We start from the raw sequence: 22,322 nt of genomic DNA, 5'->3' as shown, positions 1-22,322 counted from the left end.
TGTATTGTCACAGCCAAAGTTACACGATATAATCGAGTTGTCTTTGAGGATAATATTATAAAGGATGGTGAAATTTTGAAGAAATTTTCGATGCTTTTACTCGCTGTAACTCTATTGTTGTTAACTGTCTCCACAGCCCCGTCTACATATGGTGCGGCCAGTTATCCAAACACAGGTACGAATGGGTTGACTGGTTTTGCAGGCAGTGCCAAGAATGAAAATGGTGTGTCCAAGTCAGCTACGACAGGTGGCAAGAACGGCCAGGTGGTTTACGTTAGTAATCTTAATGACTTGAGAACACATATGGCAGGCTCTACAGCCAAGATTGTCGTCGTTGAACAGAATATTTCTTCCTCCACGTTACAAAAGGTTGAATTCGGAGCGAACAAGACACTTGTAGGTTCCTTTGGCAAACATACATTAACGAATATTCATTTCAGATCCACAAGCAGTTCAAGCAATGTGATTTTTCAGAATCTGACTTTTGAACACGCTTCCAATATTAATGCCAATGATGATATCCAGATGTATATCACTTCAGGCTCCAATTACTGGATTGATCATGTGACGTTTGCTGGTCACAGCTACAGCTCTGGCGGTAGTGATCTGGACAAACTTCTGTATATTGGCGATGGCGCCGACTATATTACGATTAGCAATTCCAAATTTGCGAACCATAAGTATGGCGTCATCTTGGGTCATCCGAATGATGGTAACAGCAGTTACAATGGAGTACCTCATGTGACGATGTCCAATAATTACTTCGAAAATTTATATGTACGTGGTCCTGGACTTTTAAGATATGGTTACTTCCATCTCAAAAACAACTATGCAAACAACTTTAATCAGGCCATCACAATTGGTGAAAAAGCACGGATTTATTCTGAAAACAACTACTTTGGTGCTGGCGCTGAAAAGGGTGGCATCTTAGATGACAAAGGAAAAGGTGAGTTTACGGATACGGGAAGTACACCAGCGCTTAATAGTCCGACTTCTCCTAAAACGAACTGGAGACCAAGCTCCAATTACAGTTATCAGGTAGAGAGTGCCAGCTATGCGCGTGAGTTCGTCACCAAGTATGCAGGTTCCTCCAATACAACACTTGTATTCGGAAAATAAGACCATGTATTCATGTTTATTAGCGTAACCAAGAAGCCTTTCTTGTACGTAACAGCGTATAAGAAGGGCTTTTTATGTTTTTTTTATATGGAAGCACATTAATTAAAAGTAAATATTTAAATTTATATCCGGAATACCGATATACATAATGTAGCGCTGCTTTCATGTTTGTGAAGTAACATTGTACTATGGCGGTGGCCTGAGCGTTGCGTCGAAATATGCACGGTAGAAAACCATAAAGAGGCCGGTGTGAGTGCGAGTATGCCCTACAATCGCAAGTTATTTTATCTAAAGGACGGGGTATGCATGAATCGTATTGACGAAATTATATGGAAACGGAACAAGATCATCAGCATCATTCTGTGGGTTGTATTAATTGTAGGATTTTCTGTAGCTTTAATTGAGCCCAAATTATTTATTTCCAACGGTGTTGTGATCTTGTATGGAATATGGCTCGCTTATGCAAACGCCAAAAAGAAGCACATCCATCTAATTCCTTGGGTGAACACTGTGCTGATCTCGTTGTGTGGGGTATTCGCCGGATGGGGAAGTGTTGAACCGCTGCTTGCCATTCTCATCTCTTCGATCCTGCTTATTTATCCAAATAAAAAATTATTTGTCATCGGATTTTCGGTTATGCTTGCGAACAACATTCTTCAACTTGTGATTATTCCTACAACGACTCAGGATCAGTTTGTGACTAATGCAATCAACGTAGGGCTGTTCGCCGTTACGGGCGGAATCATGTTCATGGTGTCCTATCTGAACCAAAAGCTCTTTCATGAAAGTGAAAAAAGATGGAGCGAGGTCGAAGCGTCGCGGACCCGGGTGGAAACGATGCTTGAACGGGTTAAGGAGTCTGTTGGCGGACTATCTCGTTATACGGATCAATTGAAGCAAAAGGTGGATTCAACAGGTTCCATTACCCATGAAGTGACCCTGGGATTCAGTGAAGTTGCCAAAGGCGTGGAGTTCCAGGCGACCAGTGTGGCCGACATTTCGGAATCCTTAGCTGTATCGGATCAGCATATTAAGGACGTTGCGTTGTATTCCCAACAGATGAAAGAGTTGTCTGCAAGTATGGCAACGAGCACGCAAACAGGAAGCGAACATATGGACCAACTGAATATTCAGATGCAAGATCTATATGAAACGATCAATACAACTGCAAATGATATGCGAAAGTTCAATGAGGAAAGTGAATCCATGACGCTTATGCTGAACAGCATAGCGGATATTGCAACTCAGACCAACCTGCTCGCACTTAATGCAGCCATTGAAGCGGCTCGTGCAGGCGAGCATGGACGCGGGTTTGCCGTTGTATCGGAGGAAGTACGCAAGCTGGCCGAGAGCTCGGGTAAGTCTGCGAATGATATTTCAACCATTCTGTCTCGATTAAAAGGACAAACGCAGGCACTGACAGATCGATTCGAACGTATTCGTCTATCGTTACAGCACGGAAGAGACAGTGTGCAAACGGCAGATGAAGTGTTCCGTACGATCAACAGCAACTCTCAGCATGTGTTGAATCAAGCGACAGATATTGAGATGAGTTCGGCTACAATGAAGGAATCTTCCACCAGAGTAGTGAATGAGGTTTCCGAGATTTCAAGTGTAACGGAGCAATCCAGTGCAGCGACAGAAGAGATTCTGGCGAGCATGGAAGAACAACGCAACCTGACACAGAAGATGGTGGAGAGTTTTGGAGAACTGGAGCAACTGATTGTGAACCTGAATGAGTTAGTCTCGGATCATCAGGCTTCTTCCGTTGAGAATAAACTTTAATATTAATTGTTGAGGGCCTGTCGGTGCGAATTTAGCGTACTGGACGGGCTTTTTTTTCATCTGCAAGACAGCTTGATGCCGACATTTTTTTCCTATACAGTGTGTTGTGTAGAGTATGAAGAGAGTAGAACTAAAAATGTAAATAGTAGTCAAAAGAAGACGTTACCTCATGGGGGAGTAAAAGCTTGAAGAATAAAAGAATGGAAGATAGCTCGGCCTACGATGACCTTACATATGAGCATAGGAATGATAATAGCGTTGCACGCGTGCATCTGTATGATCAGAATTCGTTTAAAGACATGGACTGGCCCAATACGGAGGATGGCAGATATGCCAGAGCTTATATGGAACCTATGATGCTGGACGGGACTCAAAGCTTTATGTCCAACGTGGAAACGACATTGTTGCTCGCCCGGATTGATGATCTTGTTGTTCCACTGACGGTGAATGATACAGAGTATGATAATGCTTACGTTTGTTCGCCATATACGCATTATGTGAGTTACGCCAAGCAAGAATTGACCATGTTGCAGAAGCCTGTGTTGGAAAAGGGTCTTTCTGTGCTGCTCAGTCTAATAGGTTGGGGAATGAAGCAATCGCAGATCAACAAAGTTGTGCATGTGAATAACTGGTTGTTGTCCACCAATCTGTATCCAGCCATGTCCGGTGAACAGGCAGAATGTTTACTTGCAGCGGTACAAGAGCGATACCCTGAGCATGTCATTGTGTTTCGCTCCTTGTGTCCGGGACTTCATCCCGATCTGACGGCGAGGCTAACGGAAGTGGGGTGTCGACTAATTCCGAGCCGACAAATCTACCTGTACCAAGCGCATGATCCGAATTTTGGCAACTCGAAGTCACGCTGGCTGTTGAAGCGGGATTTCGAGTTATTGGCCAAGCACGACTACGAATTCGTTTCCGAGTCAGATATGACGGATGCAGATATTCCGCGAATCGTTGAGCTGTACAAGCTGTTATACCTTGAAAAATACTCCTATCACAATCCGCAATTTACCGAGCGGTTCATTGCTGCTGCGATGGCATCAGGAACACTCAGACTCTATGGATTGCGAAAGGAAGGGCGCCTGAACGCGGTGATGGGTTATTTCTGCCGAAATGGAATCATGACAACGCCGCTGTTTGGTTACGACACAGCGGTGCCCCAATCCGTCGGACTATACCGCATGTTATCCGCTTGTCTGATCGCACAGGCTCGCGAGAACGGCCATCTGTTACATGAGAGCGCCGGGGCGGCGCAGTTTAAGCGCAATCGCGGTGCTGTGGCGGATTTTGAGTATTCGGCCGTGTATGAGCGCCACCTTCCATGGGGCAGACGCTGGTGCTGGCTGCTGCTTGATCGGTTGTTGAATCGCGTAGGTGTGCCGCTGATGCGCCGCATGAAGCTGTAAATAGATACAAAAATGTGCTTACGCTGCCCGATGCAGATATGAGCTTGCATCTGGTTTGACTGCACACTTGCACACCCAACCGGTCATCGTGATACGCACATTTGTGCGCAGTCGCCTAATTAGAAATGCTCTGCGAGTTGCACCTCGAAGCCGTCTGGATCTGTAATGTAAATAAACCGCAGATGCGGATTGGGCTGGATGGGGCCGCGCACAATCGGAATATTCAGCTCAGCCAGTCGTTCCATGGCTTCATCCAGCGAGTTCACCTCATAGCCGATCGACACGCCGGCCTCTGGTTTAAGAATGGACTCACTGCCCTCAATCAGTTCCAGCTTGGCTTCATTCTCCATGCCGAGCATGGCAATCTGCCGTCCACGGCTTTCGAATCTGCGCTGAATTGGAAGTCCGAGCATGTCGTGGTAGAACCCGAGTGAAGCTTCCAAATTACTGACCCTCAGCGTGATCCAGTTTAATTTGATCAACATGGGTGAATCTCTCCTTTTTCTTGCATGATATGTATTTTTGTTACGTTCATTATACGCTAGGCGTTAGCAGGAACCTACCCCTTATCAGTAAACAATAAAATAGCTGCCGAAATATTCGGCAGCCAAATGGTGTAATCTCTTGCAGTTCCGGTAGTGCTAACGAATTATTGAATCAGATCAATGGCCGTCTGTGGTACAAATGCCTCTACACCGTTATAGACAATGACACCCTCCAAAGTTGTCTTTTTGCCGTTTACTAGTGCAATATTTTTGTAGATTTGCAGTTCCAGCTTGGTATTGCCTTTTGTTACGAGGATCTTCGGATTTTTAGCGTCAGTCAGGTCCAGTTTGTACGTCGCACCTTTGGCTGTAAATGCCTGTTTGGCAGGTACAAACAATTGTTTGCTCACGCTGTCGAGATCCAGATCCAGTACTCGTGCCATATATTTGGCGACATCCGTGTTATCAATCACACCGAACGGACGGTCATTGTTCGGAGCATACGTGTACAGCACGACATCTCCACCTGTATGACCACCGGTTGTCCAGCCGATCCCTGCACGTTTGCTAATCATTGGACCAATTGCATAGTTAAGACTGCCTGGCTCGGCCGCTTTGATGGTGGCAATCTCTTCGGAAGTCAGGTCCGTAATGCCATAGTATTGTTTCATCACTGCTTTGATGTTTGTACGCTTCGCATTCAGCTTCGCTTCAACGCCTTCGCCTGTCAGCTTGGCCTTTTTCAAAGGTCCGATAAATGTGGACAACGGCTCTTTATCGTACGTGCCGCTAGTTGCGTTGTTACCAATGGTGAGTCCACCATTACCATGGTCCGTAACAGCCACAACGGCAGTCTCTCCATCCGCTTTGGCAAAATCCATGGCTACTTTTACGGCATCATCAAATGCCAGCACGTCACTGATAATACCAATCGGATCATTGGCATGAGCTGCCCAGTCCACTTTACTGCCTTCGACCATCAGGAAGAAGCCGTCATTGTCTTTGGACAGAACTTCAATGGCTTTGGATGTCATCTCGGCAAGGCTCGGCTGCTTGGCAGGATCACGGTCCATATTGTAAGCCATGCCTGCGGGTGCGAACATGCCCCATAATTTATTTGAATCGGATGCTTTCATTGCGGCTGGTGTAGTGATGTAATCGTAACCCAGTGCCTTGATGGACGAAACCAGATTTTCGCCGTCTTTACGTCCGGCCGGCTCAAGGTATTTGCTACCTCCACCCAACACAACATCCATGCCGTTGTAGACTTGTTGTTTGCTGAGTGCATCATAGTTTTTACGGTCCGGATAGTGAGAGGAGAAATCCGCTGGTGTGGCGTGCATAATCTCGGATGTAGCGATAATGCCAGTTGCTTTACCCGCCAGTTTGGATGCTTCCAGAACGGAAGCAACAGGTTTTCTTTCGTCTCCAGGAGCAATCGCCTTTTGCCCTGGCATCGTAGCCTTGTCCGGCAGTACACCAACAAATCCGGTATGAGATTTATAACCTGTTGCAAAAGCGGTTCCGGCAGGAGCTGAGTCGGCAATCGGCGCATCGGCGGAATGAGTCCGAACCATGCCGCTTGCCATGGAGTCCAGTGTCAGGGACGAGCCCTTATACCAACGAGCCAGAGCGGTAGCATCGTTAGCCATACCGTCAGGAATCAGAATAATCACATTTTTAATCGGTGATGCAGATGTCGTTGAGGTGGTGTTCTCCACAGCCCACGCTGCACTGCTTCCTCCGAGTGTAGCCGTAACAATTGTTGTCACCGCGAGCATCATTTTGGCTGCACGGACATTAAACCGGTTTAACATGAATGCATCCTCCTAGAATATATGTATAGTTGGTATCCCAAACCAAGTGTATACAACAATTGCTAAAATAACGTATGAAATGGATTAACTATATGTAAAATTTACGATTAGTGAAGGGTGCTGGAATTCCAGTGAACTGGACAAAATGAGGAGTTGACGAATTAAGAGACAGTATTTTAGATCATCATGATGTAAGTTGAGTTTAAACCCGTATGAGAATGCAGTTTTTATGTTGCCCTGTCAGAAGTCCTATGAAGACGATTAGAAAAAGATATTGCGAACGCTTACATTATGTGCTAACATCACCATAACAACAGGATTGTAACCGTGTTTAGGGCAATACCTGTGTCAGTTCATTCGTTGGTTCTTTGTTCATCAAACGATTGATTGCGTTTACATTTTCATATGGAATGAACCTCATTCCTCAGGGTTGTTACTGATTGCAGGCAAAACCTGAATTGAGGGCAATAGACCACGCTAAAGCGATGTCTGTTTGCCTTTGGTTCAGGTTTTTTTATATAAAAAAATGCCTGATGGCATGACCGCAAGCGCCGTAGCAGATATTTCGAGCAGAAAGGAGCGCAGCAGATATAATTTTTCATAAATAGAGATATAGACTCATCCAGACATTGGAATAATGATTCTTAGATACGCATCTCAAATGGACATTCCAATGAACTTATCCCATCACACACTATTCGACAGCGAGGAGATTTATGACATGAAAACCATTAAACGTTCGATTGCCGTAGCAACAATTCTGGGGTTATGTGTATCCGCTCTACCAGCTTATGCAGCAGGCAATACAGGACCTTCTTCTTCAGCAGCGATGGACAAGCTGATCCAATCTGAGCTTATTCGTGGCAGCGGTCAAGGCGTTAATGCGGCTTATCTGAACAAAAAAGCTACACGTATTCAGGCCGCAGTACTTTACTTGCGACTGGCCGGATTGGAGAAAGAAGCACTCGCTTATCAGGGATCGGAAACGTATGACGATGCGGCTCAGGCAGGCAAAGTGTTGAAACCGGTCGTTGGTTACTTGAAGCAGCATCCGTATGTGTCCGAGATCGTAACAGGAACGGAGAAGTTTGAACCTGATGCACCACTTACAGCGGAAGGTTATGCCGAAATGCTGCTGAAGGTGCTTGGATATGAAGCAGGTACGGATTACGAGCAGGGAGCGGCTTCCACCTATGCGGCTGGTAAAGGAATCAAGGTGCTTCAAGGGAAGGGCGCAAGTCAACTTACCAACCGCCTGATGGCAGAGGCAACCGCACAGGCTTTGCAGATACAGCTCAAGAATGGCAGTGGAACTTTGGAGCAGAACTGGTTGAAACATAAAGAAGCTGGGGCGTTCAAACCTCAAACGGTGCAACAGACCAAGTATGGCACAATTGATGGCAAAACCTATGAGCAATATGGCACGCTCGGTTGGCTCGGTGTTCCTTACGCGGCACCTCCAGTAGGGGAACTGCGCTGGAAAGCCCCGCAAGAACCGGAATCATGGACAGGAACGAGATCGGCTAAGGAATTTGCAGCGAACAGCTTGCAGATCTCCGGTAAAAATACAGTAGGTAGCGAGGATTCGTTGTATCTCAATATCTGGCGTCCCGACACAACCAGCTCGAAACTTCCGGTTATGGTGTTCCTGCACGGCGGCGGGAATATGACCGGATCAGGCAAAGATTTTCAGGGTGAACAGCTTGCACGGAGCACCAACAGCATTATCATCTCGGTGAACTACCGTTTGGGAGCTCTCGGATTCTTCGAGAATGCAGCGCTGAAAACAGGCAATGCCCTGGATGACTCAGGTAACTACGGTCTGCTCGACGCATTCCGTGCATTGGAGTGGGTACAGGATAATATCGAAGGTTTTGGCGGAGATACAGGCAATGTTACATTAGCCGGACAATCTGCTGGTGCACGTGATGTGCTGGCAACTCTGATCTCTCCACTCAGCAAAGGACTGTATCAAAAAGCAGTTGCTTTCAGCGGAGGATTGACGACAGCATCACCAGAAGAAGGCGCGCAAAAATCCGAGGATGTGCTTGTGAAGCTACTCGTGCAAGAGGGGAAAGCGGCTAATGCAGAAGAAGCCAAAACATGGATTGGCAAGCAATCTCAGGCACAGCTGGAGAGTTACCTGCGTGCACTGCCTGCGGACAAGCTGGTCACAGCATTTGGTGCAACCGCAATCCGTATGGAACCATTCCCGCATCTGTTCCGGGATGGCACAGTGATTCCAAAAGAAGGATTTGACGCCATCCAGAGCGGTAATTACACAAAAGTTCCTGTATTGCTCGGCAGCCTGGAAACGGAGTTCTCCGGATTTGCCTTCGGTGATCCAAACTTCTCTCCATCGATTACCGATGGAACCCTGTTTACCGATAAAACCAAGGCGGAACAATATGCTGCTGCGTTGAAATACGGTAGCGAAGCTTATGCAGGCTTTAATGCAGAGCGTGTAGCAGAACAATTGACAAGTGAAGCAGGTCTGCCACCGGTATATGCGTATCGTTTTGCATGGGGCACACAACCTGGGGTCATCTCTGAGCGTTTGCTCACATTACTGGGCGCACCACATGGTGCGGACATGGACTTTTATACAGGACACGCAGACGGAATTGCTGCCTACTTCCCTGAGGGGTACTTTAGCGATACAAACAAACCAGGACGTGATCAGTTGTCCGCCGCGATGGCAGCATACCTGAAGCAGTTCCTGTACACAGGCAATCCAGGTACGGGTGGATCACCTGAGCTAGCGGCATGGACAGCTTGGACGAAAGATGCCCAAGCCCCAATCATGCGTCTGGATGCAAGTAATACAACGGCAGAGATTGGCATGTCCACACAATATAATCAAGGCAAAGACGCCGTTATGGCAAAGATGAAAAAAGAATTGCCTGAAGAAACGTATAAACTGCTGACGGAAAAAGTGTTCGCAGGTCGTTTTTTCTGGGAATAAGGATCACCGGATAGGAAGGTATATATAGATAAATTGAAAGTCAAGGGAGCATGCTCTCTTGGCTTTTTATACTGTTCGTTATGCTTAAATATGGTATTGTTGTAAATATAAATTAATAGAATGTAGGGAAGGGGAAGCGTACATTATGGATGGAGCTAGTAATTTTGGTATTGCTGGGATTATAACGTTATTAATTTTCTTTATTATGATTGGTCTTGTATTATATCTGGTTTTCTATCTTGTGATGAAGAGGTCTGGCGTCAAAGAGGAAGTATCCGCATTAAGGATGGAAGTACGAGTGTTACAAGAGGAAGTAGAGCGGAACAGGCGGGAATTGGAAAATATGAAGCGTCGATAACCTTTGCAGCATTATATGTGGGTACGTGGAATAGCGCGTACAACAGTATGAGAGGACAGGGGCTCTACGCCCCTTCCTGCTCAATACAACGTGAAACCATTCATTTCACCCTTTGCATACAAAGGGTGCTCGAACTATTTCTTGGCAAAAAAACTAAGGGTTCCGGTACTTTCATCTGCACTCACAAACAGGCTTCGTCCGTTAACACGATGAATTCCCTCTGGTGATTCTCCGGCTGTAGGAATCAGACCCAGATAGTCCGGATTGACCGGATCAGCAAGATCAAAGAACAAAATGGCATCTGCCCGTTCGGAAGCTACCGCGGCATATGTTGTGCCGTCTACAGTAGCAACGGTCAGATTCTCCACTTCACTTCCCTTGTTGGGACTGCGATCATCCGGATACAAGCCTACCATAGCTGTTGCCTCGTCAATGAGGTTCTGGCTATCGTACATCCGCTGGCCTTGCAGATCCCAGACAGCAATATTACGTCCGCCTGCTTTTACACCATCCTCAAATTCATTCTTGCCCAAGTCCCCTTCATTAGCTGTCAGCAGGTATTTACCATCTGCCGAGAAAGCAATCCCATCCGGTTCATAACGAGCTGTCAATGTCTCTTTAAACTGAACGATACCATCATCTTTCAGATCCGCTTGATGTGAAGTGGTACCCAGAGCGAAGATTGAGCTAATTTTTTTTGTCTCCAGATCTACAATGGCAACAACATTGTTTTCCTGTAACGTGATGGCTGCTGTTTTACTATCTGGACTAATGGCAACATACTCTGGTTGTGGATCATGCGGATAGATGGCACCTTCTACATTGTCCAGAGATACTGGCAAGTTGGTGATTTCACCCTCCAATACGTTCCCGCCAGCAAAAGATACTACCATAATGCTACCCGGACGTTTGGTGTTGGCATAGTCAATTTCATCGGCAGCTTTATTCAGCTCTTCATCCTCTATCGCGATAACCGCATGCAGACCGTCAGGTGACAGTGCAATGGAGTCAGGACCAATGCCGAGTTCATACGTTTTGACGGTTTTGTAGGTTGTCAGATCCACAATGGCAAGCAATCCTTTGTTTGCTTCGCTATCTGTATCCCCTGTACGAATAACAGCAAGACCGTATTTGCCATCTTTGGACACGGTTACGCTCGTGACTTCAGCTTTGGCGGAGAGGTCATGGAAGCTTACCGTCTTCAATACGTTGATGTTTTTCAAGTCAGCAATGTCCAGCACGGAAATGCTGCCATTGTCTGCTTCGGTTACGAGCAGGCGCTGTCCATCTGGCGTAGAGGCTGATATTTCTGCTTTGCCACCGGGCATCTGAAACGATGCGGTCTGTTCAAAACCGGTTTTATTTTGATTCAGGATCAATTGATCCGTAATTAATTTTAGCGTTTGTGGAGTTACATACGTTGTACCTTTGGTGATGTAACTTTTACTGTCCAAAGGAGCTTTCACACCGTTGATGGTGGCTGAAGACGTTCCTATTGGAAGTTGTACTTTAGTATCTGCGATCTGGATATCAACACTGCGACTGCTTCCGTTCCATGTGACTGTACCCTGCATATTTTGGATGGCTGTACGCAGTACGATATGATCGTTGGCAGGTTTAGTTACGTCAGCGGCATGAATCATGGATGTGTAGCTGGTTGCTCCTGCGGTAAGAATGGCAGTCATCGACAGAACAGCAAGCCATTGATTTCTCTTTTTCAATGTTCCAGATCCCCTTTATCGTTTCGTGTGTAATGAGTTGTGCAATTGTTTTAGTATAGGGAGCTTATGTTAAGGAAAGGTAAGAGAAGTCTGCAATTTGTGTAAAATATGATGTTTTCCAGATATGAATGCAAACAAAAAGCCTATTGGCAGAATGATATCTGTCCAATAGGCTTTTACTTTACGTTAGTGTGGGGCAGAGCCCAGGAGATCTATACCTTTTGCTGGGTTAGAACCAGCGACTCAAGTCAGGATAACCGGTAGTCGCCCAAGCGCCATCCACGATCAGACTAGAACCCGATACATAACCCGCATCCTCACTCGCCAGGAACAAGGCAGGTCCTGTCATTTCCTCCGGCTGTGCAGCCCGTTTCATAGGAATGCGCTCCATATAAGCTTCTTTAATATCTGCATTGGAGAGCAGTTCCGCAGTTAAAGGTGTATCGATCAGGCCCGGAAGAATGGCATTCACGCGAATACCGTTGCGAGCCATTTCAAGCGCTCCGTTCTTGGTAAGCATTTCGACGCCAGCTTTGGCAGAAGCATAGGCCGATCCGGCATACATAGGTACCTGGGAGTTGAGAGAAGCTACGTTCACAATGGCTCCGCCACCATGTTTGGACATCTCAATCGCTTCGTGTTTCATGCTCAGGAAGACCCCCTTCATACATAGGTCCACGGTAAAGTCCCAGTCCTTCTCGGAGAGTTCAGTGATTACGCCTGCCCGGGATGCACCAGCCACATTAAAGGCCAGATCCAGCTTTCCGAACTGTTTAACCGAGGCTTGAACCATGTCCTCCACATCTGCTTCAACGGTCACATTGGCTTTAACTCCGACAAAACGTTCCCCAAGTTCGCCCTGAATGGCTTCCAAACGTTCCGTATTCAGGTCTGCGGCAAGTACAGAAGCCCCTTCTTGGACAAGTCGTCTGGCAATGGCGTAACCGATACCGGATGCACCGCCTGTAACAATCGCTACTTTACCTGCAAAACGGTTCTCAAACGTATTCATATGTAACACTCCTTTGTCTAATGAGATAACATGATTTCGCTTACATTTATCTTCCGTTCAAAGTATACTTAATTTTATGATTCATGTATATTTAACAAAAATGTAGTTAACTTAAATAAAATTAATGATAGAAGGATAGAGGTTGTCTATGAATTTGGAGCAAATGCAATATGTACTTGAAGTGGAAAAAACAAAATCGATTACGCTGGCTGCTTCGGCCCTGTCGGTAACACAATCCACCATCAGTCAGGCTATAACACGTCTGGAGAATGAGCTTGGCATGCCATTATTCAGTCGTTCCCGTAATGGTGCGTTTATGCTGGAGCAGGCCAAGCCAATTTTGGATAAAATGAAATCCGTCGTGGACATGGTACAAACGATCAGAGAGGATGCCCAATATATTGGGGAGTCCATCCGTGGAGAACTGCGATTGTCAGCCATACCCGGCGGTGTACCCGGTATTATACCTACGATCGCGAGTATGAAGAAGCGATATCCTGATTTGAAATTTGAACTTTCCGAGAGTGCTGCACGCAATATTATCAGAGATGTCCGTAACAAACAGGTGGATCTCGGCCTGATTGCCCTCTACCAAGACGATATGGAGCAGCACTTGGCAGGACTACACTTTGTACCGATTGATGAGGGCGTCATGCGTGCGTGCGTGAATCTTACGAACCGGTTGGCGGGTCAAAAATCAATCTCCTTGCACGAGCTGAAGAATGAGACGCTTGTGTTATTTAATGATGAGCTGGTGGATGATTTCATAGGTGAACTTTCACAAAGGGTGGGAGAAGTGGATGTACTTTTTCGAACCAACAATTCTGAAGTGGTCAATGCTGCGCTTGCTCAATTAAATGCTGTGACGATTGGGCATGAATACTCCTTCACACATGACAGAAGTGTACTGCATTATGACTTTACTACCCTTGAGATTGAGGGCATACAACGTGTTATTTCAATTGGCTGGGTCATGAGGGAGAGCAAATCCTCCAACCATATTATTCGACGTTTTCTGGATCGGTTTCAGTATAAAGGGTAACGATCTTGTCATGGGTCTGTTCGAACGGGAGAAAATACGCTAGAATTATAATTGAGAATCATTATCAATTAATTCAGGCTATCTTTACTGACGAGTCTGATCAAGTTATAGGCGAGGTGAATACCCATGCGCACGGATGATGCATTAGGCGTAGTATATCAGCATTACCTGACCCAGGAACCTTACAGTCAGCAAGATGAACACACGTATCTGCTCTCTCCCAAGGCGGGTAGCGGTAAGGTCAAAAGAGTGACAACATACAGTGGCATTGAGATTTTATATTCCCAGGTTGAATATCATCAGCCTTATCCAACGTATTTTGCATCCGAAACGCCCATTGTGGAATTGCAATTTGCCTTGTCAGGAGAGCGACATGTGGATATATCCGGTCAGGATTATTCATTATCGATAGGGCAAGGGGCCCTTATTTTTATGCATGATTTCGAAGCGTGGTTTCATCCTCCGGCAAGGGAGTTGTATACGTCCTTTTCGCTGGGGATTCCTGTTTCTCTGTTCAATTATGCGGCGGCGCAACTGGGCGGTTTCAAGTCGATTGCGTTTAATCAGGTGTTAGGGCGAAAAGTGTTCAAGCCGATTGTATTTCAATTGGATAACCGGATACGAACGATGATTGACAGTCTGATTGTAGAATTAAACAACAGTTATCGATCCTCCTTAATGATGGAAGCGACAGCCTTGGAAATCTTGAATCAATTTATGTTCCAACTGTTTGATCTGGTGCCAATCCCCGCGGGATTCTCCAGAGAGGACATCCGGAAGTTACATAGGGCACGGGAGATTATGGAGGCCTGTATGGTAGATCCTCCATCCTTGCTAGCATTGTCCAGACAAGTGGGTCTTAATGATTTTAAATTAAAAAAAGGATTCAAGGCACTTTTCGGAAGCACGGTCTTTGAATATTTGCGTCAGGTTCGTCTCGACAACGCCATGAAGTTGCTGCGCAATCAAAATAACAACGTCACCGAGGCCGCGATTGCGGTCGGTTACAGCAATGTCAGTGCCTTTTCACAGCAATTTTATCGCAAATTCGGCGTGAAGCCTTCCGAGATGAAAAAGATTTATTAAATAAGATGAACTGAAAGATTATACGAGAACGAAGAGTGCAGAACCAGTCTGGAGAAGCGGAGCGTTCGCCTTTATCAACGGATTTCTCCCTTTATATAGAAGGGAATCACGGAAATCCGGTGATAACACCGATCGGAAGATGGTACTGTAATCGTAGTGGTCTTGTGTAAAGTTTTAAGGGTTCATCTTTTTAAAAATAAGATTAATAAATCCGGCTTGCCGTGAATTGTTCCGTATAGAGGCAGTGGGGATTCTCTCAGCCTTGTATACTCCAGGTACAGTGGATACTGTACTGAAATATAGAGGAGTGTATGAGCATGAACCGAATCAGAGGAAGTATTTTTTTTAGCGTATTTGCAGCCATGCTGGGTCTGATGCTGATTGCACCCATCATGCCACCGCTTATTCGCGAGTTGGGCATGAAAGAAAGCCATTCCGGTCTTATTATCTCGCTTGGGTCCATTATGATGGCTGTTATGGCTCCGGTATGGGGCAGATGGAGTGATATAAGAGGAAGAAAACCAATCATATTGATTGGATTCATAGGCATGTCTGTGAGCTGTGCATTATTTGCACTGGCATTGTACGGGGGATTAAATGCATGGATCGGAGGGGGGCTCTTGTTAACCCTTCTGATTGTGACGCGCAGTCTGATCGGTATGTTTATTCCGGCTGTACTTTCTTCTGCCCAGGCCTATATGGGTGATGTGACAGAAGGGGAAGAGCGGGGAAGCGGGATGGCGATTATCAGCGCTGCGAATGGACTTGGCCTTGTATTTGGACCTGCGATTGCAGGAGCTTTTACCCTTATCGGTCTGCTCTGGCCGCTTTATTTTGGCATTTTTATAGCGATCGCTGCTTTTATTATCGCCTTGTTGTTAATCCCGGCAGCCAAACCGGTCCTTCAGGCAAAACCGCCTAAAGTCAACCCGTTCCAACGTGGTTTACGAATGTACCTTGCTGCAGGCTTGGTTACGATGATGGGCATCATGACATTGCAGGTTGTCGGAGGATTTTATTTTCAGGATCAACTGGCTCTATCCCCAGCGGCGACGGCCCGAATGGTTTCGTTTGGACTCATGTTCTCTGGAGCAGCGATGTTGATCATGCAGGTCATTCAGATGAAGTGGTTGAAATGGCAGCCACGCCCAATGATTTTGATAGGGTCCCTTTTCCTGATCGCAAGCATGATTCTGTTTTTGGTCTTCCATGTGTTATCCATGTATTATTTCTCATTCTTCCTGTTTGGTATGGGTTCGGGTCTGATGATGCCGGGGTTCATGGCAGGTGCTTCGCTGGCAGTTAGCAAAGAACAGCAGGGGGGTGCAGCGGGATTGGTAGCAGCGATTCAGGGGATATCCGCCGTCATTACGCCTTTGCTTACAACGACACTCTATCAAGTGGACAAACATGTCCCATTTATGCTCGTAGCTGTTCTGGTTGTCTTGTTGGCAATCATGATGCTGGGAATGCGGAAGAATCAATCCAATACTGTAGCGGACGCTATTCATTCGTTATAGTCAGACAAAGTCAGAAGGTCAAAAAAGGTCAAAATAAAAGAAAAAAGGATCTATTTTAAAATAGTGAACCATGATGAAATAAAATCGGTTTTTTTCGTCTTTTACGGACTTTGATCCTTATTTGCAAGGGTATTATAATAATCAATGTAAGCAACACCAATAAACCAACCACACAAAAGGAGCTGATTTTCATGTTTGATCTGATTCCGTTTCGTAAACGAAATGAAGACCCGTTCGGACACATGTTGAAATCCTTCAATGACATGGTTGAGAACTCATTCCTCTCCCCTTTTGGAACTGGCTCCCAGCCATTTCGCACTGACATTCGTGAGGAAGAAGACAAATACTGGGTAGAAGCTGAGCTTCCGGGCATTGCCAAAGAGAATATAGACATTCAGGTTGAAGGTAAAGAATTGATCATTCGTGCCAAACGCCATGACATGGTTGAACAGAAGGATGACTCCAATCGGATCATTCGGCAGGAGCGTCGTTCAGGTGAATTTATCCGGCGTTTCTATGTGGATCATATTGATGAGGAGAACATTAAGGCCAGATTGGAAGATGGTGTGCTGAAGCTTGAAATTCCGAAACGTCCTGGGGATGATCAATCTCGCAGACGAATTCAGATTAACTAATATACAGAGAAAAGATTTGTTCCCTAAGCTGGCAAAAAGCATGCAGGAGACATCCATAAGGATGTTTTCTGCATGCTTTATTTTTCATATGAATTGGACGAAATGAGACATAACTGAATATCCATTTTGCTGGTCCAATTTATTTCTCTGCTGCTGCTTGCATCAGGGCATATATCTTACGTGTGGTATTCACATTTCTTACTGTCATATAAGCATAGATTTTGGAACCCACAAGCTTGTTCATGCCACTTTTGGATGCATCTTCTCTGCTGACTGAATACAAAATGGCTCCAGGAACATAGATTTGTGTGCCGATTTCCGGTTTGATAGGCAGTTGGTCCAGCGCGGAGGGCTCATTGACCTCATCCCAGAGGAACATCACATCACTTTTGGCTGTGTCATCATTAACCCATTCTTCTGGCAGCGCCTGAATAACGCTATGGATTTCATCCATATTCCGCACCATTACCCTGATCTGTAAGCCAAAATCGGCGGCGATGGCCTGCTCTAACACATGGGATATCTCCACATTTGCATTGGCACGTTCCTGATGATCGGCAAAAATAATATTGCCAGAGTTGATGTAGGTAACAACATCCAGCATGCCTGCTTGTTCAAACGTTTCTTTCAGCTGCTTCATATTGATTTTATTGTTCCCGCCTACATTAATGCCTCGTAGCAAAGCCACATAGATCATATGGGCGCCCCTCCAATTCCTTCAATTTACCGTTTTAACATAATGACAGATATTCGAAAAGATGTGCAGTATACTCATCTCCCAACAGATCTTGCAATAAAGGTTCCACATGCTCCAGATACTCGGGCTTGGTTTCATAGGTTTCTTCATCTTTTACTTCTCCGGCATAGGTGCGCGCCGCCTCAATCAGGATGGCTAGTGCACTGAAAAAGTCTGACAGCGAATCAGCAACACGGTTTGGTTCTCCACCTGTAAAAGCGGCATATACGGGAGAGTTTGGTGCTTCCACATCTACAATTAACGGATCATCGTTAAAGTTTGCGATGACGACGTGATTTTTTGGCCAAGTGGAGGACTCCTCATAAGGTTCATTCATGCCAACCCAGCGGAACCCCAGTTGCTGACGAAGCAGATGTTCAGGTGCGACAAAGGAAATAAGTGCGGCATCACCGATTTCGACGGCGGCATTTTTCATTTTGAGTGTACCTTCCGCATCCGCATCCATCATTTCATAATGACTGTACAGATACTGAAGTTCTGGAGAAAGAGGTATTCGTGTATCCACTTCCGGCTGGTGATGTTGTTCGCGTGGACGCAGATCATGATTTTTGAAAAGTCCATAAGCTTCATTATATAAATCCTGCTGTTCCACAAAACGGCTCAAGGCCGCATCCAGTTGTTGCATGATGTCTGAGTCCTCCTAATAACATTGATATAATAACAGACCGATTCGTTTGATTCTTGGCTATAAGCATTATACTATATCAAAGATAAATTCAAAAAAATATTTGAATACGTTTACATTCATGAGAGGACATGATATACTTTCACTCAAATAAGGATTGTTACTGCTTCGGGCAGGCAAAACCTGAACATCACTATGCGTGGACTTTGTTCCATTCATAATGTTGTTCGGGTTTTTTTGCATTCTACGGTCCATATTAAGGATAGAAAAACAGAGGACGTACTTATTCCAACCCAACTAACATCATGCTGTACAGAAGAAAGGGGAGCATTATGAACAAGAGAAAATGGTTAAACGGTTTTGCCGCAGGTTGTCTCAGTATCATCCTGGTGATTAGTGGATGCGCATCCAAAGCGCCACAAACCGCGAGTGACACACCAAATCAGGCGACAGAACAGACAGAGAATGAAACCCAGGAACCTGCAAACAACCAAGCTGCCAAAGGCAGAACAGTGATTACAACCGACGGTGAAGTGGATGATATGAACTCGGTTATTCGTTTCCTCTTGTATTCGAATGAGATGGACCTTGCCGGAATTGTACTGACCAGTTCCGTGTATCATTATGCCGGAGACGAGGAAGCGGGAATCCAACCGTTCCGCTGGACAGGCACACAGTGGGTCTACGACATGATCGATGCCTATGGTGAGATTTATCCGAACTTGTCCAAACATGCTGATGGGTACCCGGAGCCGGAACAGCTTCGAGCGATGACCAAGATCGGTAATATTTCCGATAAAGGGGAGATGGAGAAGGAAACCGAAGGTTCCGAATTCCTCGAAACTCTTTTCCTCGACGATGATTCCCGGGATCTGATTGTTCAGACATGGGGTGGCACCAATACCACAGCCAGAGCGCTGAAATCGATTGAGGAACAGTACAAGGACACAGCTGAGTGGGATACGATTCGCAAAAAAGTCAGCGACAAACTGGTCCTCTACATCATCCTCGATCAGGATGACAGCTACAACGAATACATTGCGAAGAATTGGCCGGATATCCGCATTCTCAACGACCAATCAAACTTCTGGCATTTTGCCTATGCATGGAAGATGCATGCCGAAGAAGTGAACAGTAAACTTCATGGAGACTGGATGGTCAAGAATATCCTGAACGGACATGGCAAGCTGATGGATATGTATGCATCGATGGGTGATGGCAAAATGATCGAGGGCGAACTGGCCGAAGAACAACGGGGAAGTGCTGAATATCTGAAGAACAATCCGCAATATGACAAGTACGATTTTATATCTGAGGGTGACTCTCCATCCTTCTTTTATCTGATCGATAATGGGTTGCGTAGTATGGAAGACCCTTCCTACGGCGGTTGGGGTGGACGCTTTGGCGTTGTGAACGACAAGCTGTTTAGAAACAATGTGCTTGATTACGATCCATACACCAAACGATATGAAGCCGAATACTCTCTGATGAGATGGTTTGACGATATTCAGGATGATTTTGCAGCACGTGCAGACTGGGCAGTTGCAGACACTTACGAAGGTGCCAACCATAATCCGTCTTTAACGATTAAGGAAGGGCTGGATCTGAGTGTTAGTCCCGGGGAGGAAGTTACTCTTCACGCGGAAGGCACAGACCCGGATGGAGATCAACTGACGTATACGTGGTGGAGATATTTCGAAGCGGACACTTATGAGGATTCCAAAGTAACAATGAACAAAGTTCAGCCTGAAATGGCGGGTGATCTGCAGCTTGGATTGCATCGTGAACTTGCAAAGGATGAGCAGGTGGATACAATAAAATTGCAGGGCAGTGACACCGAAGCGGTGACATTTACCGTTCCTGACGATGCCAAATCGGGTGATACCCTTCATATTGTTGCCGAAGTACAGGATGATGGAGAGCATCAGTTGAAGCATTATCAACGTGTGATCCTAACCGTGAAATAAAGAAATAGAGGGGAAGTCCCAAAAGTCATCAACATGGCTGGTGGGACGCCCCTCTTATTTGTGTAGTCTGATCGTAATTGATCCTTTAACGCTGGATACCTGACCAGAAGACATTCCAGGTGATCGCCAAAGCTTGTTCATAGGATTGCCGTGTCTCATACACGAGCTGTACATCCAATCCATCCATCACGGTGACAAAAGCTACGGTGGCTTCTTCCGGACTCAGGCGTATATCGGAATGTCTGGTAAATACGGCTGCCAGCTCTTCCTTCAGTGTCCCGAGGTACGTTCGATACTGGGCCAGCACAAAATCATGCACCTCCAGCGGTGTGATAAAGGACAGGATATACATAAAAGCAACGTTTGGATGAGTCAGAAAGCGATTTTTGTGTTCATGCAAAAAGGCATATAACTGCTGATCCAGAGTTTGGGTAACAGATTCGCTGAAAAATTGGCGTACAAATTGTTGTTCCTCCTGCACAACTTCCTCATATAACTCCAGCAATAACGCTTTTTTGGATGAATAGTGATAAGCAAGGGATTGCTTGCGAATACCTGCCTCTTCGGCGATCTGCGCCATCTTGGTCCCCTCGTAACCCAGACGATTAAAATGTTGAATGGCAATTTCCTTGATTCGTTTTTTACTCAATGTCTACCTCCAGTTGGCGAGCTGTAAACCTCTGCTGTTTTTGGGAGTATACCAAATATAACAAGATATATACCACAAAAATGCCTACAGAGATAGCATACACCACCGTATAGGAAAATGCAGAAGCCACTACGCCCAGGATCAACGAGCCACCGCCAATCCCGAGGTCAAAAAAATTAAAGAAGGAAGCCATCGCATTTTCATGCTCATGTTCTTCTACAAGATTCACACACCAGGTCTGAATGGCCGGGAATATGGCACCAAAGCCAAAGCCGTATAACGCGCCGGCGATCAGGAATTGCACATCACTCTGGGCGATAATCAGAACCAGTAGCCCCGCGATTGCAAACACGGCAGAAGGTAACAACACGGAACCTGGTCCCCATCGATCAAACATTTTCCCCGAGAACAGTCGAACGGCGAAGCTGGCGATGGCGACGATGAAGAAAAACCAGGCTATATTCTCGAACCCTCTTTCGGCGGCGAATAAAGCCACAAAGGACATGATTGAACCCGCTGCAATACCAACGAGCATAATGAGAAGGGAAGGGAAGAGTACCTTCTTTTCAATCAGTTTCACCGAAGGGACATGAGTTTGCATAGACTCGCTACTACCTCCTGTTTTCGGCTTTCTGGATACAAACACTGTCATCAGGAGAGCTAACAGCAAAATGCACATACCTCCCATAAACAGGCTCTGGTAGTCGTACCTAAACAACAGGCTTGTTCCAATCAATGGACCGATGGATATGGCGACCGTTTCCCCTACGCCGAAATATCCCATGCCTTCTCCCCGGCGATCTCTTGGTATGTTTTCAGTGGCAATCGTTGCAAAATATGTTGTTGCCAAACCAAATCCGAATCCGTGGATTACTCGGAATACAAGAATCATCCAAATACCTGACGAAAGGTAGTATGCGCCTGTCATTAATGCACAGATAGTGATACCGATAATCAATAGATATTTTTTATCTATTCGAGCTGCCAAAACAGAAGTGAAGGGTCGAATCAAGATGGCAGAAAACATAAATACGCCGGTAACAAGCCCAATTTGGGAGGCTTCGCCACCAAGGCTTGAGACAAACAAAGGCAAGGTGGGAAGCAACATTTCAAATGCCATAAACAATAATGCGTTGGCTAACATGATAAATAGGAATGATCTTCCCCAGAGTTGCTGAGGTATAGAGCTATGTGTTGAAGTACTCATGGTTTTCCTCCGTAATGTTGATCTTTGTCGCGCGACATGTTGAACTGATTTTACCTGACGATGGTCAGATTGTAAAGCGTGTTTTCAGAGCAGGGGTTCATGACTTTTTGGTGGATGAGAGAAGTTATTAAACATTTTTAATCCATATCCCAACATTTTCCGG

18 protein-coding genes are annotated in these 22,322 nt (G+C 45.7%); 10 read left to right on the top strand and 8 right to left on the bottom strand.

From position 1 onward, the window contains the following. The first annotated feature begins 90 nt into the window (after positions 1 to 90). The 3 genes from NZ043_RS01130 (at position 91) to NZ043_RS01120 (ending at position 4,313) form a co-directional block, all read left to right on the top strand. Entirely contained in the window at positions 91 to 1,119 is a 1,029-nt protein-coding gene (locus NZ043_RS01130) for a pectate lyase (RefSeq protein ID WP_240768148.1), read from the top strand. A gap of 306 nt (positions 1,120 to 1,425) precedes the next feature. After that, the gene (locus NZ043_RS01125) at positions 1,426 to 2,904 is read left to right on the top strand and encodes a methyl-accepting chemotaxis protein (RefSeq protein WP_165980242.1); all 1,479 of its coding nucleotides are present in this window, start codon (positions 1,426 to 1,428) and stop codon (positions 2,902 to 2,904) included. A gap of 185 nt (positions 2,905 to 3,089) precedes the next feature. Continuing rightward, complete coding sequence (locus NZ043_RS01120) at positions 3,090 to 4,313, top strand: GNAT family N-acetyltransferase (RefSeq protein ID WP_133385730.1); 1,224 nt, start codon at positions 3,090 to 3,092, stop codon at positions 4,311 to 4,313. 119 nt (positions 4,314 to 4,432) lie between these two features. On the opposite strand, the gene NZ043_RS01115 is transcribed toward NZ043_RS01120, so the two are convergent. Then, positions 4,433 to 4,798 (bottom strand): VOC family protein, encoded by a 366-nt coding sequence (locus NZ043_RS01115; protein WP_133385729.1) that lies wholly within the window; start codon positions 4,796 to 4,798, stop codon positions 4,433 to 4,435. Between the two features lie 164 nt (positions 4,799 to 4,962). Further along, positions 4,963 to 6,582, bottom strand: coding sequence for an alkaline phosphatase (locus NZ043_RS01110; RefSeq protein WP_133386030.1), 1,620 nt, complete (start codon positions 6,580 to 6,582; stop codon positions 4,963 to 4,965). 754 nt (positions 6,583 to 7,336) lie between these two features. Between NZ043_RS01110 and NZ043_RS01105 the strand changes: the two genes are divergently transcribed. Continuing rightward, positions 7,337 to 9,580, top strand: coding sequence for a carboxylesterase family protein (locus NZ043_RS01105; protein WP_133385728.1), 2,244 nt, complete (start codon positions 7,337 to 7,339; stop codon positions 9,578 to 9,580). A 145-nt stretch (positions 9,581 to 9,725) separates the two neighbouring features. After that, entirely contained in the window at positions 9,726 to 9,938 is a 213-nt protein-coding gene (locus tag NZ043_RS01100) for a hypothetical protein (protein ID WP_133385727.1), read from the top strand. A gap of 134 nt (positions 9,939 to 10,072) precedes the next feature. On the opposite strand, the gene NZ043_RS01095 is transcribed toward NZ043_RS01100, so the two are convergent. Both NZ043_RS01095 and NZ043_RS01090 read right to left on the bottom strand, forming a co-directional pair. After that, positions 10,073 to 11,659, bottom strand: coding sequence for a stalk domain-containing protein (locus tag NZ043_RS01095; RefSeq protein WP_133385726.1), 1,587 nt, complete (start codon positions 11,657 to 11,659; stop codon positions 10,073 to 10,075). 229 nt (positions 11,660 to 11,888) lie between these two features. After that, a complete protein-coding gene (locus NZ043_RS01090) occupies positions 11,889 to 12,671 on the bottom strand; it encodes an SDR family NAD(P)-dependent oxidoreductase (RefSeq protein ID WP_091028098.1) in 783 nt (260 codons plus the stop codon). A gap of 148 nt (positions 12,672 to 12,819) precedes the next feature. On the opposite strand from NZ043_RS01090, the gene NZ043_RS01085 reads away from it, so the two are divergent. The 4 genes from NZ043_RS01085 to NZ043_RS01070 all read left to right on the top strand — a co-directional run bounded on the left by NZ043_RS01085 (position 12,820) and on the right by NZ043_RS01070 (position 16,954). Beyond that, positions 12,820 to 13,713 (top strand): LysR family transcriptional regulator, encoded by an 894-nt coding sequence (locus NZ043_RS01085; protein ID WP_091028101.1) that lies wholly within the window; start codon positions 12,820 to 12,822, stop codon positions 13,711 to 13,713. A 126-nt stretch (positions 13,714 to 13,839) separates the two neighbouring features. After that, complete coding sequence (locus tag NZ043_RS01080) at positions 13,840 to 14,799, top strand: AraC family transcriptional regulator (RefSeq protein WP_133385725.1); 960 nt, start codon at positions 13,840 to 13,842, stop codon at positions 14,797 to 14,799. Positions 14,800 to 15,116: 317 nt separating this feature from the next. Further along, entirely contained in the window at positions 15,117 to 16,319 is a 1,203-nt protein-coding gene (locus tag NZ043_RS01075) for an MFS transporter (protein ID WP_133385724.1), read from the top strand. 191 nt (positions 16,320 to 16,510) lie between these two features. Beyond that, positions 16,511 to 16,954, top strand: coding sequence for an Hsp20/alpha crystallin family protein (locus tag NZ043_RS01070; RefSeq protein WP_133385723.1), 444 nt, complete (start codon positions 16,511 to 16,513; stop codon positions 16,952 to 16,954). Positions 16,955 to 17,093: 139 nt separating this feature from the next. On the opposite strand, the gene NZ043_RS01065 is transcribed toward NZ043_RS01070, so the two are convergent. Beyond that, a complete protein-coding gene (locus NZ043_RS01065; protein WP_133385722.1) occupies positions 17,094 to 17,651 on the bottom strand; it encodes a DUF1697 domain-containing protein in 558 nt (185 codons plus the stop codon). Positions 17,652 to 17,685: 34 nt separating this feature from the next. Next, complete coding sequence (locus NZ043_RS01060) at positions 17,686 to 18,336, bottom strand: hypothetical protein (RefSeq protein WP_091028114.1); 651 nt, start codon at positions 18,334 to 18,336, stop codon at positions 17,686 to 17,688. Positions 18,337 to 18,668: 332 nt separating this feature from the next. On the opposite strand from NZ043_RS01060, the gene NZ043_RS01055 reads away from it, so the two are divergent. Continuing rightward, on the top strand, positions 18,669 to 20,303 hold the full coding sequence (locus NZ043_RS01055) for a DUF1593 domain-containing protein (protein ID WP_133385720.1): 1,635 nt from the start codon (positions 18,669 to 18,671) through the stop codon (positions 20,301 to 20,303). Between the two features lie 85 nt (positions 20,304 to 20,388). Here the strand turns inward: NZ043_RS01055 and NZ043_RS01050 are convergent, their stop codons facing one another. Both NZ043_RS01050 and NZ043_RS01045 read right to left on the bottom strand, forming a co-directional pair. Next, positions 20,389 to 20,952, bottom strand: a complete 564-nt coding sequence (locus NZ043_RS01050; RefSeq protein ID WP_047843882.1) for a TetR/AcrR family transcriptional regulator — start codon at positions 20,950 to 20,952, stop codon at positions 20,389 to 20,391. After that, on the bottom strand, positions 20,945 to 22,159 hold the full coding sequence (locus tag NZ043_RS01045; RefSeq protein ID WP_133385719.1) for an MFS transporter: 1,215 nt from the start codon (positions 22,157 to 22,159) through the stop codon (positions 20,945 to 20,947). Before NZ043_RS01045 ends, NZ043_RS01050 begins: the two co-directional genes overlap by 8 nt. Positions 22,160 to 22,322: the final 163 nt, after the last annotated feature.

Source organism: Paenibacillus sp. FSL k6-2145, from assembly GCF_037976585.1.
In the GTDB taxonomy this organism is placed as follows: Bacteria; Bacillota; Bacilli; order Paenibacillales; family Paenibacillaceae; genus Paenibacillus.
Note: the sequence above shows the minus strand (reverse complement) of the source record. Positions and strands in the feature narration are given on the sequence as shown.